Below are 17,038 nucleotides of genomic sequence, written 5' to 3'. Positions count from 1 at the left end.
CTTGGCCCCAAATTCTTTAGGAGCTTATTATGAAAAAATTCACTTTGATTGCTGCATCCGTTTTAATGGCAAGCCCTGTCCTAGCGGCAAACCACTCTCCCCTTACTCTTGAGGTTTACAACGCCGACGGTAACAGCTTCCACGTTAACTCAACCTTGGTATACGGTGAGACTGACGCCATGGTCATCGACACTGGCTTCACCAAAGCTGATGCGATGCGCATTGCCGCTAAAGTGTTGGACTCAGGCAAAACGCTTAAAACCATTTTTATCAGCCAAGCGGACCCAGACTACTACTTTGGCGCAGAGGCCCTACACCAACAGTTCCCTGATGCGCAGATCATCGCAACGCCTGCGGTTCAAAAAATTATTCAAGAGAAACTGGCTGGAAAGCTGGCGTACTGGGGACCAAAGCTTGGCGCAAACGCACCGGTAAAACCAGTGATCCCTGTCGCGTACGATAAAGCATCATTGGAGCTAGAAGGTCATAAGATTGAAATTCGTGGTAACCACGGCACATCAGCACACCGCCCTTACCTATGGATTCCAGATAACAAAGCGATTCTAGGTAACGTAGCCGTGTACTCAAACGTACATTTGTGGATGGCCGATGCCGCTGACCAAACCGCTATCAATGCTTGGGAGCAACAGCTTAGCGAGATGCTTGCGCTTAAACCTCAAGTGGTCATCCCTGGTCACATGAAAGCAGGCACAAAGCTGAACGCAGACACCATTCACTACTCGCAACAATATTTGCAGGATTTTCAGCAAGCGAAAAAACACAGCAATAACAGCGTTCAACTCATTGACACCATGTCAGCGAAATACCCAGAAGCTCAATTGCCAATCGCGCTAGAAATCGGTGCGAAAGTGCATACTGGTGAAATGTCATGGTAACCGTGCATTACTTCTTCGATCCCATGTGTGGTTGGTGCTACGGGGCATCACCACTCATCGAAGCCTTGATGGACACCTCTCAATTTAAGGTAGAGCTTCATCCCGGCGGTATGATTGAGAAACGCGCGATTGAATCTGAATTTCGTCAGCACATCATCAACAGTGACGCTCGTATCGCAACCGAAACCGGAGCAACGTTTGGTGAAGCATATCTGCAACGCGTGAAAAGCGAAGATACGTTTGTTCTTGATTCTTATCTACCAACACAAGCGATCTTGAGTGCGGAGAAAATGGGGCTGAATCCATGGCACATGCTAAAGGCCATCCAATCCGCGCATTATCAGCTCGGGTTAAAAGTGAATGAAGCATCGACGCTCAAAGCCATTGCAGAATCGCTAGGTTTAGCAAACGATGTGTGGGAGCAAAACATGACGTTAAGCGAAGCCGATCTAGATGAGAAAATTCGCTCTAGCCGACAGTTGATGCGCCAGTTACACGTTGGTGGTTATCCAACCCTGATTGCAGAAGTAAATGGCGAGTACCTGACCTTGCCGCACTCGGCCTACTACGACAAACCGGCACAGTGGAAGCTTGCATTACAAAAACTGCAATAAGCTCTTCCCCACTCGCTCTTGTTCTTAATCCAAGAGCGAGTGCCAACACCGACATGGCAATCCTGACTCAAACAGGTACAATCCTCGCTCGATTTTTTACTCGCGCGGATACCCACCATGCACTCGCCTGAACATTGTTTTACTCGTTTTACTGCAGATACTTCTGACTATGAATTACCAACGCAGTTTACGTTTCCGTTCTACTACACGCCGCATCCGCTTTGCGTTATGGCCGCAAAGCAATTGCAACAGCACTTATTAGCGCAAACCGACTTCGAACACGATTTTGGTTTGGTTAATGAAGAAACGGGGCGAGGCAAAATGTTTGGCGTATTGCTGATAGAAAGTCCTCAAGGCGAGCTCGGCTTTTTAAGTGCGTTTTCTGGCAAAATTGCTGACCAAAATTTGATTCCAGGATTTGTCCCTCCTGTGTACGACATGCTGACCGATGAAGGCTTCTTCCGCGCAGAAACGGATGCCATCAACGCCGCCAATGCGGAGTACAAAACCTGTGCTGCGAATCCGGAATTGGCGGATCTTAAAGCGCAAATCCAAGCCGACCGAGCCGCTTATCAGCAAGAGGAGCAAACACAGCGCCAAGTGATGATTGAAGGCCGCGCCGCACGCAAACGACAGCGCCAACAGGGTGAGCAAACACTCAATGCCAATGATCTCAAAATCTTGTTGGATGAGTTGGGTAAACAAAGTGTCGCCGAGAAAAACGTTCTCAAATACTTAAAGCAAGCGTGGGATGAAAAGCTTGCAATCAAAGAAGCGCGATTGGCCGAGTTAGAGCTGCAACTTGCTCATCTGAAAGAGCAGCGCAAGACACTCTCCAACGCTTTGCAGCACAAATTGCATAAACAATACCGCTTCCTAAACAGCCATGGCGAAGCACGCGACTTGGTGGACATTTTTTCGGACACCACAAACCCAATACCACCAGCAGGTGCAGGGGAATGTGCTGCGCCAAAACTGCTCCAATACGCGTTTAAACACGAATTCAAACCGCTGGCGTTGGCAGAATTTTGGTGGGGTGTTTCGCCAAAGTCTGAAGTTCGCCAACACAAAAAATTCTACCCATCGTGCAACAGCAAATGTCAGCCGATTTTGGGCCATATGATGCAAGGGCTGGATGTCGAACCTAACCCATTGGCGGAGAATTGGGCAGAAGACAAAGAGCTAGAGATAATCTACCAAGACGACGCTATGGTCGTCGTCAACAAGCCCTCGGGCTTACTTTCAGTGCCGGGTAAAACCATCAAAGACTCTGCTTATACTCGCCTACAAGCGATGTTCCCTGATGTGGAAGGGCCGTTTGTGATTCATCGCCTCGACATGGCGACCTCTGGCATTTTGGTGTTTGCCTTAACCAAGCGCGCGAACAAAAGTCTGCAAAAACAGTTTATGGCTCGCGGCGTACAAAAACGTTATATGGCACTGCTCGAAGGCGTATTAAACGCGCCTGAAGGGGAAATTTCATTGCCAATGCGTGGCGACCCAGACGACCGCCCACGTCAACTGGTGTGTTTTGAACACGGGAAACATGCAGAAACCTACTGGCAACTGATTGACGTCAAAGATGGACGCAGCAAGGTATACATGTATCCGAAAACCGGGCGAACTCACCAACTACGTGTACACAGTGCTCATCACATGGGGTTAAACATGCCGATGGTTGGTGATGGTTTATACGGCGAAAAAGCGAATCGCTTACACCTGCATGCTGAGATGCTAGAGCTGGATCATCCATACAGCAAAGAGCGCATGGTGTTCAAAGCTGAGTGCGAATTCTAACGTCTTCCAGATTTTAAATAACAAAAAGGCACTGACTAACAGTGCCTTTTTTGGTTTCTAACAACAGAATAAGCGTGATGCGCAATACCGAAAACCGTTAGCTCACCTTAAACTTGGTCCACACCTGAGAGCGCCAACGCCTTGCCATGATGATACCACGCACCCATTCATCGAGAGCGATTGCCATCCAAGCCCCTAAAACGCCATAACCCAAGTGGATGCCAAAGATATAAGAGAAAAGCACGCCTAGTCCCCACATACTCAAAATCCCCATTTGCACTGGGAACTTGATGTCACCCGCGCCTTTGAGCCCCGCGATAAAAATCAGGTTAAACACACGTCCGGCTTCGAGTAAAATTGAGCCCATGACTAACGAGCCTGCCAATGTGAGTATTTCCGGTTGATCGGTAAATACGCGCAGAATCTCTTCTCTAAACAGGTAAATCAGTGTGGTTGCCGCCGTTGATGCCACAAATCCCACTAAGAAGTAGATTTGTACACGTTTTAAAATGCTGCTCACCCAACCTTTACCGATGTAGTAACCAGTCTGAATTTGCGCTGCCTGACCAATTGCCAACGCGAAAGCAAACGAGAAACGGGCAATGTTTTGCGCATAAGTGAAAGCTGCCAACGATGCCGTCCCCATTTGCACCACAAAGTACACAATGCAGATTTGCGCCACGTTGTAAGACAGCACTTCACCCGCGTTCATACCGCCGATTTTTAAGATCTTTTTGTAAATCTCTGCGGGCACTTGTTTCATGGTCGACATCGGTAGTTCAATGCTGCTGCGAGCGAGAATAAACCATAACATTAACGTACCGATGACTTGGCTGACGACGGTTGCTATTGCTACACCTTGCACACCATACACAGGTAAACCGAGTGGCTGGTAAAGCGCAATATAGTTACCAATGATGTTGAACACACCCGAGATCAAATTCACCACCATTGGAGAGCGTGAATAGCCATGGCTACGCAGAATGGTCGTAAAGACTATGCCTATGGTGACGTTGAACGTCATCGCTCCGCTGATCAGCAAATATTCACGAGCGTATTGCTCGACTTGTGCCTCCAAACCGTAATATGGGAGCAGGAATATCGCGCCAAGCACGGCAATCACACTCAATAGCACACCGATGATCACAGACAGCGCAATACTTGCAACGCCGACATTCACAGACTCTTGCTCGCGCCCTGCGCCATTGTATTGGGCAATCAAAATCCCCGTTCCGCTGCTGACAAACGTCGAAACGATGATTAAGAAAAAGGTAATCTGCGTGATCACACCAACAGCGGATACAGCTTTGTCCGAGTAGCCACTCAGCATGAACACGTCACTGGTTCCTAAAGCCGTCCGTAGCAAAATTTCGACAAGAATCGGCCAAGCTAATGCCACGATGGACATTCGTTGGTTGATGTTTTGGCTTTTAGGCATGTTTTTAACCTTTCCAACAACTAAAACTGCCTCGCAGAGAACTGTGAGGCAGTCTATAAAAAGTAATTCGGGATTCGTTTGAGATGAAACTGAGATTCAGCGCGGATTTTAGTCGGAGATTGGTCACAACGACAACAATAATTCCTGTCATTTGAGGAAAATATTTCTAATGACTTTTCAAGCCCACGCGACTCATTGACGGAGCTTAGAGATCATCGACTGACGAACAATGAGCTCAATAGGTACGCGGTTGATAAGTGGCTTAACGCCGTTAAATGACGCCATTCAGCGAATTGAGAATCGACTCACCAACAGCCGTTTTTATGCATTATCTGTATTTATCAACGTGCACACATCAAGGTAACTTTGTAACCCTCATCACCATATTGCAGGCAACATATCGATAGATATCGTAATAAACAAAACCCTTGGCGTCGTCACACCCAGAAAATTCCTTACAAGATTCAATCACCTCGCAGCATGACTAAGTTCACATTTGGCGATTTTGTTATTCTATTTATCGCTAAAATACCGCCTAGAATAGACGTACATATCAATTTAAGTAGGGATAGAAGATGTCGACATTGGCCGGGGCTCGCCTAGAAGAAATGGCGGATATCCGCTCGACGAGAAAAAAGAAAATCGTTTTTCTGTGTTCTAGCATTGCCGCCACACTACTGGTGTACGGCGCTATCGTCCAATCGCTCGAAAATCATTGGGGGTTAAGCGTTTTGCATGCCTTCAGTGCCATCGCATGCTTAGGTATCTGCTATCTCATTAAAGTTCAAAGGCATCACAAATATGCCGATTTACTGCTCAGTGCCGTCATCATGTTTGAGGGGTTATTACTGCTTCTTTTTAATGATGCGCCCTCCGGCAAGTTATTGTGGCTCTACCCCATCGTCGCAACCATCATTTTGATTAACGAGTTCAAAGTCGGTTTACTCTTTAGCGCTACCTACATGATTTTGGTTTTCTTTGGCATTACGTTTTTAGACGGCTTACCTGCCACTGGCGATATGATCGAACGCCGATTCATGTTCACCTTGATTGCCATCAGTTTTGTCTGCCATACCTTCTCCTACTACTACGCAAAAGTCGTCAGCTACATTCAAACCCTTTACCGAGAAGGGATTGAGGAGTTAGCCTACCTAGACCAACTGACGGGCTTAGCGAATCGTTGGAGCTTTGAAACGTGGGCCAGAGCAAAACTGCACGACATTGATCACTCAGACGAACGCAGTGTCACTGCGTTGGTTTTTCTCGATATCGACAATTTTAAGTACATCAACGACACCTATGGCCACGATGTTGGCGACCAAGTGTTGAAAGCATTTGCGACTCGATTGAAGAAAAGCATTCGTAACAGTGACCGAAAAACCGATAAACATGACTACTCCATTGCGCGCTTTGCAGGCGATGAGTTCGTGTTAATGCTTTACGATGTACGCAGTAAACAAGACCTAGATGGCATTTTGGATCGCATCGTTAATTTGTTCCCAAAGGGATATCAAAACTACGATACCTATAATGAGCTGACGATGAGCGTAGGAGCCGCAATCTATAAACAAGACGCCAACGATTTATCAGAGCTTACCCGCTGCGCAGACAAAGCGATGTATGCCGCGAAACACACGGGTAAAAATCAGTACGCGTTTTACGAACATTGTTCTCATGCTGGTGAGCTGCGCAAACAACAAGAATCAATGCTTGAGATGACAGAGGCGTGCTAAGCCTCTGTGAGTCGCCCGATTATGCAAAAAAGTGCATCGCCCACAACCCAAGCGCTAAAAACACGATCAACCAGAAGGCTTGACGCGCCCGGCTTGGTTTTCCTTGTTGTGGTGCAATCCCTGGCTTAAAAGCTCGCTCCTTCATTTTTCCGACCAAGCTTTTTTCTATCGCCTGTTTGTAAAACTTGCGTCTTTTGTGCGCCGCGTTCGCTACTTCAGTAAAGCGGTGTCGCTGTTCATTCGTTAAATCGCTCGCTTCGTAGCGAGGAGGGAGATCAGAATGCTTACGTTGTACTGCCATCACTTCCTCCTTGGTTGATGGGTGTACTTATACTAAGTATATACACAGTTGCGCATAAATAGCGCCAAGATACCGAATTCTAAGCGATATCTCGTGCGCCAGTTCAAGGAAATTACGCAACTAAAAAAGCCACCCGAAGGTGGCTTAAAGCAATTCAGCATTTGTACCGATTATAGGTATTCGCACAAGTAAGCCGTTGCGTCTTTCACTTGCAGCTCAAATGATGAGTTACCTTCAACATCAAACGACTCACCGCTGCTGTAGGTTGTCCAATCGGCTTCACCTACGCGTTTCACCACGAGAGCACCTTTAACGACTGTCATGCGCTCAGGAGCCTGCGTACCAAATGTGTACTCGCCCGGAAGCATCACACCGACACTAACATCCTGTCCGTGCTGGTTAAAACCTAGTGACTTTACACCACCTGCAAAATAGCTATTTTCCTTAATACTCATTATTGGTTTCCTTATCAAAAGTCCGCTCTTTTTTACCCTGTTTTTTTCTGCGACTCAAGCCTTTAAAGCACAGAGATTCTACCGAATTGAGAACTCAGTTAATCAGCACAGAATTTGGCTAACGCAACAGGAAAGAATAATTCGAAATTTGCAGTCCATTCTTAATCACTAAGGAGTCAATCATTAACGACAAATCAATCAGTAATAGTGTATCCGATTGTAAAAGTGGACATTAGATCATAGTTTCTGGGTCGCAACGGCGAGATTGTTTGTTTTTAGTGCGGAAGGTTTCCACCATATTAAAAAAGGACGATAAGAGTACTCATGGCCATACCCGCTCGCAGGAAAAGGAAACAAGATAAAGAACCGCAACTTTCATTTTGGGCTCGACACCAGCTTAAGATGATCAAAAGTGCGTTCGTTATTTTTGTCTGCAGTTTGGTGGCTTTTTTCGCTTATCAGCTCCACGTCTCCTACCAAGATTACATCGACCCCGAACACGTCTATGGTGAGTGGATCGAAATTGGTGCTCCACCTTATCAAACCGAACGCCTTATTTTTACCTCCGATGGGGTGTATCGAAATCATCGTTTGATCACGACGGAATTTGCGTTTGATGGCAAAGTCATCACCTTAAATACCGGATTAGGTGAAACCGCGTATCAACTTTCTGGCTCTCATCTGTCACCACAAATACGCCGAATTGAACCTCGAATCCCAGATCAGCGATTCATTCGAAAGGGATTTGAGCATACTGTTCAAGGTTCAGAAGTGGGCGCAGCATCAAAACGACGAGCCGCACTGAGTGAACATTTCAGTCGCGACTAGCACGTTTTTTACCACTATTTTACCGTCCTAAGGCACTTCTACGCGATGAAATAAAACCTTAATAAACAATCAAATAAGATATTCGTCGCATTTATACCCACCCAAATTGAGTAAACAATTAATTTAATTCCTGCCAAATATTTATAAATTATTGACTCAGTCTTACATTTTCCGTGTAACAGAGTGTGGGTTTTATTTAAGTTCTCTCATGTGACTCGAAAACCGTTTTAATTTTTTTTGACGAAAAAAAACTCTCTGAAATGCTGAGTGTGATGCTTTTGCACGTGGTGTAAATCTGATCATCTTATCTGGTGCAAGAGCAGCTTATGTTCACGAAAGAACATGAATCCAAGGATTGAGAGAGAAGTTATGATTCGATTTAACCTATGTGCAGCTGGGGTTGCTTTAGCGCTATCAGGTGCTGCAGTCGCAGCTCCGACCGCACCAAGTGTCGATATGTACGGTTCTAATAACCTTCAATTTTCTAAAATTGAACTGGCTATGGAAACCACATCTGGCTACTACGACATGGTGAAATACCATGACCAAGCTAAAATCACCGTTAAATTCAACCAGTGGAGCGGTACACCTGGCGACACTTACAACATCTATTTTGATGGCGTAAAAGTCGCAACAGGCGCTATCACTGGCGGCCAAACCACAGCAACATTTGATTACGGCCAAGGCGGCTTGTACCAAATGGAAATTGAAGCGTGTGATGCTACAGGCTGTTCGAAAAGTGCTCCTGCAGAAATCACCATCGCGGATACAGATGGCTCTCACTTGAAGCCACTAACGATGAACGTTGATCCAAACAACAAAACATACAACACCGACCCTAGCGTCGTGATGGGTACGTACTTTGTTGAATGGGGCATCTATGGTCGTAACTACACCGTAGACAACATGCCAGCCGACAACTTAACTCACATCCTTTACGGCTTTATTCCAATCTGTGGTCCAAACGAATCTGTTAAGTCTGTTGGTGGTAACAGCTTTAACGCTCTTCAAACTGCATGTCGCGGTGTGCCTGATTACGAAGTGGTAATCCATGACCCATGGGCCGCTTACCAGAAGAGCTTCCCGCAAGCTGGCCACGAGTACAGCACGCCCATCAAGGGTAACTACGCAATGCTAATGGCATTGAAACAACGTAACCCTGATCTAAAAATCATCCCATCTATCGGTGGCTGGACACTGTCTGACCCATTCTACGATTTCGTTAATAAAGCGAACCGCGACACATTCGTGGCATCGGTTAAGAAATTCCTGAAAACTTGGAAATTCTACGATGGTGTAGATATTGACTGGGAATTCCCTGGTGGCGGCGGTGCTGCAGCAGATAAAGGCGACCCAGTAAACGATGGTCCAGCTTACGTTGCATTGATGCGTGAACTGCGCGCAATGCTAGATGAGCTAGAAGCAGAAACTGGCCGTACTTACGAGCTAACTTCAGCAATCGGTGTCGGCTACGACAAGATTGAAGACGTAAACTACGCAGATGCCGTTCAATACATGGACTACATCTTCGCGATGACTTACGACTTCTACGGCGGCTGGAACAACGTTCCTGGTCACCAAACAGCACTTTACTGTGGTTCGTTCATGCGCCCTGGTCAATGTGACGGCAGCGGCGTAGATGAAAACGGCGAAGCTTACAAAGGCCCTGCGTACACAGCAGATAACGGTATCCAACTTCTTCTTGCTCAAGGCGTTCCTGCGAACAAGCTAGTCCTTGGTACTGCAATGTATGGCCGTGGCTGGGAAGGCGTAACACCAGATACGCTCACTGATCCAAATGACCCAATGACAGGTACTGCGACAGGTAAACTGAAAGGCAGCACTGCACAAGGTGTTTGGGAAGATGGCGTAATCGACTACAAAGGCATTAAGTCATTCATGCTAGGTGCAAACAACACTGGCATTAACGGCTTCGAGTACGGCTACGATGCACAAGCTGAAGCACCATGGGTATGGAACCGTACAACGGGTGAGTTGATCACATTTGATGACCATCGCTCAGTGCTAGCAAAAGGTAGCTACGCGAAATCTCTGGGTCTTGCGGGTCTATTCTCTTGGGAAATCGACGCGGATAACGGCGACATTCTCAACGCAATGCACGAAGGTATGGCTGGCGGTGTGGTTCCTCAACCAAACCGTAAACCAACAGCCGCAGCTGGCGCAGATCAATCGGTAACTGGCCCAGCAAGTGTGGTTCTAGATGGTAGCCAATCGAAAGACTCTGACGGCACTATCGCGAGTTACGCGTGGGAACAAGTATCTGGCACGGCAGTGGTACTAGCAGGTGCAAACACAGCGAAAGCAAGCTTTGATGCAGCAGAAGTTACTGTTGAAGAGCAATTAACTTTCAAGCTGACAGTGACTGACAATGAAGGTGCAACGGCATCTGACCTTGTTGTAGTAACTGTGAAGCCAGCAGGTGTGGTTGACCCAGTGAACAACGCGCCAGTAGCGCAAGTTGTTGCTCCAGCAACAGCAAACGCTGGTGACGTTGTGGTTGTAGATGCATCTGCGTCTAGCGATGCAGACAACGATACTCTTACTTTCAACTGGACTCTGCCTCAAGGTCTGAACGCAACGGTAAACGGCTCTAAAGTGACGTTTACTGCTGCGGAATACCCGCAAGACACAAGCCTAAGTTTCACTGTAAGTGTGAGCGACGGTAAAGCGTCTTCATCGGCAAGCGCGACAGTGGTTGTTGCACAGCACACAACCGATCCAAACCCAGGTACTTGTGACAACGCATGGGATGCGAGCGCAGTGTACACAGGTGGCAACCAAGTGACTCACGCAGGTAAAACGTGGGAAGCGAAATGGTGGACTCAGGGTGACGATCCAAGCAAGTCTGGCGAATGGGGTGTATGGAAAGAAGTTGGCGTAGCTAACTGTAACTAAGCCTAACATTCTGAGTGTAAACCTTGCACTCACAGAAGCTAAAGCTAAAAACGAAAAAGGACAGCCCCCGGCTGTCCTTTCTTTTTTCATTGTGATTAAACATCATTAAGCCAATAACTACACGCGTTCAATCAAGCGGTCGAAGCAGCTAAATACTTGCTCACACTTCATGACTCGCCCATGGCCTTGACCTTGTGTTGTCACCAACTCAACATTTTCAATCTCGTCAGCGGCTTGAGCGGAAATACTGTGTTTAGTGAATTTATCTTTCTCATCATGCACGATGATCGTGGGTGCCGCTCGCTCCGAGAGTCGCTTCAGAGGGTCGATCGATTGCAATGGGTAGCCATACTGATCTTCCACTTCCGATACCACCGCTTTGAACAGTTTCATTGAATAGCCAGAACGCGCAATGCTGCCAAACAAGTTCTCTACGTAATTCAACACTGGCGCAATCAATAGCAGTGGCTTGTTTTCCAACTTATGATGACGGCACTCAAGTGCAGACGCCGTTCCCATACTATGTCCAACCAATCCGGCGACGCCTTCTTCTACCGAGTCGAGAACCTCTTCCAAACCACGCACAAAGCCCGGAATATGGCCATATTGACCATCACTTTCACCATGTGCTGGATGATCGTAAGCCAACGCTGTAAATCCACAAGCCGCGATATGTTCCATCAACGGATAAAACTGGCTCGCCGTGCCCGACCAACCATGAGTCAGAACCCACACAGGCCCCTGACCCAACGAATACGTTTTGATTGCCCCAGTGTGCCCTTGGATTTCTGCTTTAACTAATCCTTGTGGCTCCGCATTTTTTGGTTGCGTACGCGCAGGAGTAAGCAGCAGTTTTCGCGCCGTTTTCTTCGCATGCGATGGGGCCAATGTGTGGTGCAAGCGGGTACTGATATTGACGAGACTGCGCTTCACACTAAAACGCTGCGAGGTATTAAAATAGATTTTCTCACTCATGATCTTTTCCTTAGTTATCAGCACACTTAGCAAAAATAGAACGGTCGTGCTTTTTATGCTGATAAGAAAGAGCGAACTCTGTCGCTCTTTAAAATGAATCTTCGTTACCCGTAGACGGTGTTAACCTCTCCATCGAGCAAGCAAGTTGTCGATGCCTTGCCAAAATAGGCGTAAGCTCTCTTCCTCACCTTTGATCGAATAGAAAACATGCGCGCTCAGGTACTGCCCGTATAAATCGAACGTCGCCTGACGAGTATCTAAGTCGCTTATAAACTCTTGGTTTTCTTTGCCTTTCGCAATTTGAATTTCTAGATAACTTAACCAAGTATCAATCGCTTTACGTAATGCCGCTTGTAACGGACAATTTTTGTCTGCGGCATCATTCCACGCATCAAGGAACATACAGCTGCCTTGAAATGAATGGTTCCACGTCATCCAAGAATCCAACAACCCTCGGATTTTCCGCTCAATATTGCCATCACCAAGCCCGCGTGCAGGTTCAATCACTCTTTCAGCAAACACTTGGTTTGCGTACTCAAGCACGGAAAGCTGCAAATTCAACTTGGAATTAAAGTGAGCAAACAGACCACTTTTGGACATGCCACACTGCTTCGCTAGTTCGCCAATGGTGAGGCTTTCTAAGCCGTCTTCACTGGCAATTTCAAATGCGCGCTGCAGAATGAACTCTTTCGTTACTTTTCCTTTTTTCATAACTGTAGTTTTAGCACGGTCGTTCTTTTTTGCAATGAAGAGTTAACTGGTCTAACCATCTATCCATGTCATTTTCTCGCTAAGATCGACCTATTGAGTGGGTTAATAGATGCGGAATCAAGAAGTTTGAAGTGAGTCTTAAATTCAGACATTGCTAAGGTTCAAGCTGCAATGTGTTGATTTTTTCATGCATGAAGTGCGTCGCGAACTGTTACTTTCGCTGATGTTTTTTATTCATTTAGGTAAGTAACGTATGGCGACAAACCGAAAAATAGCCAGTTTAGAATTTGCACGCATCATTGCCATGGTGGCAATTGTCGGGCTGCATTGCCAAATGGCCCTCACTTATTGGCAGTGGGATGGCGTACCTTGGGTTGGTTATCTTCTTAATCAGCTCGCTCGTTTTGCGGTTCCGCTTTTTTTCCTTATTTCTGGTTACCTTATCCAACCTAAGCTGAGCAGCAATCCACTCGAAACTTTAGTCAACTATGCGAAACCTCTAATGAAAATTTGGTTGGTTTGGAGCGTGATCAGCTTACTCATGCCGTTCCAATGGCAAGTCGTAGCAGAAGCGGGATACCTTGCCGAACGACAAGGCTACTGGGGATACTTAGCGTCTGCACCACTGAATTCATTACTAGAAGGCGGGCTTGTCCACCTGTGGTTTATTCCAGCATTGGTGATTGCGGTCGCTATCATCGCCTTCTTAGTTCGAATTGGCATGACGCAGTTACTGCTTCCAACAGCAGTGCTGCTTTACGTCTATGGTGTTTTGGCAGGCAGCTATGCACCTCTCACCGATTTACCTGCTCCGTTTTTCACTCGTAATGGGCCATTTTTCAGTACCTTGCTTGTGGTATTTGGCTACTTGATTCGAGAAAAACAGTGGCTTTGGTCACGCAACAACACCATTCGCCTGATTCTCCTCGGTATGGCTCTGCACTTTGGTGAAGCCTACTGGTTGATGCAATACGATGTGGCCTTCAACTCTAACGACTTCTTGTTTGGCACCGTCATTTGGTCACTCGGCGTGTTCATGTGGCTGTTAGTTCATCCTAATTTTGGCAACATGTCGTGGGTATTTAAGTGGGCCCCAAGTGTTTTAGGCGTTTACGTGAGCCATCTGTTGGTCATTATTGTCATGATGAACATAGCGGGCTTTTTAGGATTACAAGACTTAGCAAAAGATGCCTTCTTGTTTCCTGCCACTCTCATCGTGACCTTGTTGTTGGTAAGGGCAATTGAAGCATCTCCACTGAAAAAAGCCCTACTCCGCTAAATGGATTCAGCAACACGCTAACACTAAAGTGTTAGCGTATTGATTTTTAAAGTGAGAGTTCTCTCTCACTCACCAAAATTTGACTTTCTAATCCTTCAGAATTTGCCGTCACTCACAAAAAACATTGTTCATTTGCTTTAGATTGACCCGACTAATACAACATTGCTCATTAAACGGAGGCTGTATGTGGGCAGGTCAGGGACTCATTCCTTTTCTAGAAATTAGCCATTGGCTAACTTATGGTTTATACGCTGTTGCGATCTTATTTGGCGCGGCGAGCATTGCGTCACTCAGAAAATAGTGGCGCAAGCTACCCAAATCTTAACTCCTACTGTTAATTCGAGCTCTCTCACAACTAACCCCTTAATTTATGGCTAATATTTCTCCAACAAGACAAGGGAGAAATGTCTATGCCAATCTATCCTATTGTGGCTTTCTGCTGTTTGTTGTTCTCAAGTTCCAGCTTTGCAGCGGCATCCGGTGATCTTAATCTGGTGAACTCCGCCGTAGGCTATATCGCTCTCATTCTTTTCTCGATCGCTTATATTCTGGTCATGCTCGAAGAGTATTTGAAGATGAGAAAATCCAAACCTGTACTTCTCGCGGCAGGTCTGATTTGGATTTTGATTGGTTACACCTTCGCCCAGCACCACCAGCAAGACGTGGCAAAAGCGGCGTTGGAACATAACCTACTTGAGTACGCCGAGCTGTTGCTGTTTTTGCTCGTCGCGATGACCTACATAAACGCGATGGAAGAGCGCAAACTCTTTGATGCTCTACAAGCGTGGATGGTCGGGAAAGGGTTCGGGTTCAAAAAACTGTTTTGGCTGACGGGCTTTCTGGCGTTTGTTATTTCTCCAATCGCAGATAACTTAACCACGGCCCTTTTGATGTGCGCGGTGGTAATGAAAGTGTCTGGCGACAATCCTAGGTTCGTCAATCTTGCTTGCATCAACATCGTTATCGCAGCCAACGCGGGCGGGGCATTCAGCCCATTTGGTGACATTACAACCTTGATGGTTTGGCAAGCTGGGCACGTGCGGTTCTCTGAATTTATGCCATTGTTTGTCCCTTCTCTAATAAACTATGTCGTGCCAGCGTTTTTAATGTCCCTTTTTGTACCGAACACCAAACCCAATACCATCCACGAGCATGTCGAATTAAAACGTGGCGCAAGGCGCATTGTACTGCTGTTTGTCCTCACGATCGCTACGGCTGTCTCTTTCCATGCTGTTCTTCACTTCCCACCCGTGGTTGGCATGATGATGGGCTTGGCGTACCTACAATTCTTCGGGTACTTCTTAAGAAAAACCCTCAAACATTCGCTCGCGAAAAAAGCGGCCATGGCGATTGCGAATGGGGACGATCATGCGCTGAAACGTTTAGGCTCTGTCGTACCGTTTGACGTATTCCATCGTGTTTCTCGCGCCGAATGGGATACCTTGCTGTTCTTCTATGGCGTCGTGATGTGCGTAGGTGGCTTGAGCTTACTCGGTTATCTCGAATTGGTTTCAAACGTCATGTACACCCAATGGAATCCGGTTTGGGCGAACGTGATGGTCGGTGTGCTTTCTGCCATTGTCGATAACATTCCGGTCATGTTTGCGGTACTAACGATGGACCCAAGCATGTCCACTGGTAACTGGTTGCTTGTTACGCTCACTGCGGGCGTAGGGGGTAGTTTGTTGTCGATTGGTTCTGCCGCGGGTGTGGCTTTAATGGGCGCAGCGCGTGGCCAATACACTTTCTTTGGCCATTTAAAATGGACGCCCGTGATCGCTCTGGGCTACGCCGCCAGTATTGCCGCTCATTTGTGGATGAACGGCGGCTTGTTTACCTAATCCCAATGACACGCCTAGCTACTTAGTCTAACGATCCGATGGATGGTTAACGCCATCCATCACTTCAATATCACCCAATTCGTACGGGTTAACGCCCTCTAAACATCCCACGTTGTAACCGTACTCACTTGGGTCTGATCGGCGTTGATGGTGTGTGTAAATGCCACATTCACTACAGAAAAAATGCTTCGCGGTATGCGTATTAAATTGGTAGAGCTTTAAAACATCGTCACCTTGAACGATACGAATACCACTCAAAGGGACTGAAGCCACAATCGCACCTCGACGACGACACATAGAGCAATCACAGCGTCTCGGCTTTTCAATTCCGTTGGGTAACGTCAGTTCCAGTTCGACTTTTCCGCAGTGACAGGTCAGTCGATGCAGGGGGTTGATTTGAGTGTTGCCAACTTGCTTAATCATCGCTTTTCCTTGTTGTTTTTATTCATGTGTACATTATGTTAAACAGCTTAACATCATCATAATCTTGTCCAAAAACTCGACATTGGTCACTTTTCGCGACATTTTATCGGTCGATTTATTAGTCGCTATTTTGGTAACTGTTTACCGCGTTCGATAGGCAGATTGTCTCCGCCGCGGTTTTTAAACCAAGGAAATTGTTTTATGGATAAAGATCATCGCCTAAGAGAAAACCTCTTGGCTCTGACGCTCGGTAGCGCGTTGGTGTCACTTGGGGTGATATTTTTCAGCAAAGTAGGATTACTGACTGGCGGCACTGCTGGCTTGGCCATCTTTCTGACCAAAGTCAGTGACTTCAGTTTTGGTCAAATATTTTTCGCCCTTAACCTGCCTTTTTATATTCTGTCTGTGATGCGCATGGGCTGGAGGTTTACGGTTAATACCTTTATTGCCGTTTCTATTGTCTCCTTCGCGGTCGACCATTTGCACCACGTGATCGAAATTTCCCGAATCGAACCTTTTTACGCAGCGTTGTTGGGCGGTGGATTGATCGGTATTGGTATGCTGGTGATATTTCGTCACAAGATGAGTTTGGGCGGCTTTAATATTTTGGCCTTGTACCTTCAGGAACGCTTTGGGATTCGAGCGGGCAAAATTCAGATGGCGCTCGATTGTGCCATCGTGGTGATGTCGCTGTTTATTGTGGATGTGCACCTTATCGCTCTCTCCGTTCTTGGTGCCATTGCGACCAACTTGATTTTGGCGATGAACCACAAACCTGGACGATACCAGCCAAAACCGCAAACGGCATAATCAACACCTAGAAATACGAAA

At 46.7% G+C, this 17,038-nt stretch carries 15 protein-coding genes; 9 read left to right on the top strand and 6 right to left on the bottom strand.

Annotation, left to right across the window (positions count from 1 at the left end; all coding sequences use genetic code 11):
* Positions 1-29 precede the first annotated feature (29 nt).
* The 3 genes from ACF8OV_RS04425 to ACF8OV_RS04415 all read left to right on the top strand — a co-directional run bounded on the left by ACF8OV_RS04425 (position 30) and on the right by ACF8OV_RS04415 (position 3,307).
* Positions 30-896, top strand: coding sequence for an MBL fold metallo-hydrolase (locus ACF8OV_RS04425; protein WP_025442413.1), 867 nt, complete (start codon positions 30-32; stop codon positions 894-896).
* The gene (locus tag ACF8OV_RS04420; RefSeq protein ID WP_024702282.1) at positions 890-1,510 is read left to right on the top strand and encodes a DsbA family protein; all 621 of its coding nucleotides are present in this window, start codon (positions 890-892) and stop codon (positions 1,508-1,510) included. Before ACF8OV_RS04425 ends, ACF8OV_RS04420 begins: the two co-directional genes overlap by 7 nt.
* A 117-nt stretch (positions 1,511-1,627) precedes the next feature.
* The gene (locus ACF8OV_RS04415) at positions 1,628-3,307 is read left to right on the top strand and encodes a pseudouridine synthase (protein ID WP_203503690.1); all 1,680 of its coding nucleotides are present in this window, start codon (positions 1,628-1,630) and stop codon (positions 3,305-3,307) included.
* 97 nt (positions 3,308-3,404) lie between these two features.
* Here the strand turns inward: ACF8OV_RS04415 and ACF8OV_RS04410 are convergent, their stop codons facing one another.
* A complete protein-coding gene (locus ACF8OV_RS04410; RefSeq protein WP_025639425.1) occupies positions 3,405-4,745 on the bottom strand; it encodes an MATE family efflux transporter in 1,341 nt (446 codons plus the stop codon).
* Positions 4,746-5,320: 575 nt separating this feature from the next.
* Between ACF8OV_RS04410 and ACF8OV_RS04405 the strand changes: the two genes are divergently transcribed.
* Positions 5,321-6,478: a GGDEF domain-containing protein gene (locus ACF8OV_RS04405; RefSeq protein WP_005464995.1), complete on the top strand. Its 1,158-nt coding sequence runs from the start codon at positions 5,321-5,323 to the stop codon at positions 6,476-6,478.
* Between the two features lie 19 nt (positions 6,479-6,497).
* Here ACF8OV_RS04405 and ACF8OV_RS04400 read toward each other — a convergent pair whose 3' ends face one another.
* Both ACF8OV_RS04400 and ACF8OV_RS04395 read right to left on the bottom strand, forming a co-directional pair.
* Complete coding sequence (locus ACF8OV_RS04400; RefSeq protein ID WP_005497681.1) at positions 6,498-6,779, bottom strand: hypothetical protein; 282 nt, start codon at positions 6,777-6,779, stop codon at positions 6,498-6,500.
* A 170-nt stretch (positions 6,780-6,949) separates the two neighbouring features.
* Complete coding sequence (locus tag ACF8OV_RS04395) at positions 6,950-7,234, bottom strand: pyrimidine/purine nucleoside phosphorylase (RefSeq protein WP_005464991.1); 285 nt, start codon at positions 7,232-7,234, stop codon at positions 6,950-6,952.
* Positions 7,235-7,558: 324 nt separating this feature from the next.
* Here ACF8OV_RS04395 and ACF8OV_RS04390 point away from each other — a divergent pair, with 324 nt between their 5' ends.
* Both ACF8OV_RS04390 and ACF8OV_RS04385 read left to right on the top strand, forming a co-directional pair.
* Positions 7,559-8,062, top strand: coding sequence for a DUF2850 domain-containing protein (locus ACF8OV_RS04390; RefSeq protein WP_021452810.1), 504 nt, complete (start codon positions 7,559-7,561; stop codon positions 8,060-8,062).
* Positions 8,063-8,431: 369 nt separating this feature from the next.
* A complete protein-coding gene (locus ACF8OV_RS04385; RefSeq protein WP_005468573.1) occupies positions 8,432-10,978 on the top strand; it encodes a glycosyl hydrolase family 18 protein in 2,547 nt (848 codons plus the stop codon).
* A 117-nt stretch (positions 10,979-11,095) separates the two neighbouring features.
* Here ACF8OV_RS04385 and ACF8OV_RS04380 read toward each other — a convergent pair whose 3' ends face one another.
* Complete coding sequence (locus ACF8OV_RS04380; protein ID WP_025538352.1) at positions 11,096-11,953, bottom strand: alpha/beta fold hydrolase; 858 nt, start codon at positions 11,951-11,953, stop codon at positions 11,096-11,098.
* Positions 11,954-12,073: 120 nt separating this feature from the next.
* Positions 12,074-12,664, bottom strand: a complete 591-nt coding sequence (locus tag ACF8OV_RS04375) for a TetR/AcrR family transcriptional regulator (RefSeq protein ID WP_005468576.1) — start codon at positions 12,662-12,664, stop codon at positions 12,074-12,076.
* 253 nt (positions 12,665-12,917) lie between these two features.
* Between ACF8OV_RS04375 and ACF8OV_RS04370 the strand changes: the two genes are divergently transcribed.
* Both ACF8OV_RS04370 and nhaD read left to right on the top strand, forming a co-directional pair.
* Entirely contained in the window at positions 12,918-13,943 is a 1,026-nt protein-coding gene (locus tag ACF8OV_RS04370) for an acyltransferase (protein WP_140279551.1), read from the top strand.
* 410 nt (positions 13,944-14,353) lie between these two features.
* Positions 14,354-15,784, top strand: a complete 1,431-nt coding sequence (gene nhaD / locus ACF8OV_RS04365) for a sodium:proton antiporter NhaD (protein WP_005482814.1) — start codon at positions 14,354-14,356, stop codon at positions 15,782-15,784.
* A 27-nt stretch (positions 15,785-15,811) separates the two neighbouring features.
* Here the strand turns inward: nhaD and ACF8OV_RS04360 are convergent, their stop codons facing one another.
* Positions 15,812-16,207: a GFA family protein gene (locus ACF8OV_RS04360; RefSeq protein ID WP_005464875.1), complete on the bottom strand. Its 396-nt coding sequence runs from the start codon at positions 16,205-16,207 to the stop codon at positions 15,812-15,814.
* Between the two features lie 201 nt (positions 16,208-16,408).
* Between ACF8OV_RS04360 and ACF8OV_RS04355 the strand changes: the two genes are divergently transcribed.
* Positions 16,409-17,017, top strand: coding sequence for a YitT family protein (locus ACF8OV_RS04355; protein ID WP_218771045.1), 609 nt, complete (start codon positions 16,409-16,411; stop codon positions 17,015-17,017).
* Positions 17,018-17,038: the final 21 nt, after the last annotated feature.

Source organism: Vibrio sp. GLN_1 (genome assembly GCF_043106015.1).
GTDB lineage: Bacteria > Pseudomonadota > Gammaproteobacteria > Enterobacterales > Vibrionaceae > Vibrio > Vibrio parahaemolyticus.
Note: the sequence above shows the minus strand (reverse complement) of the source record. Positions and strands in the feature narration are given on the sequence as shown.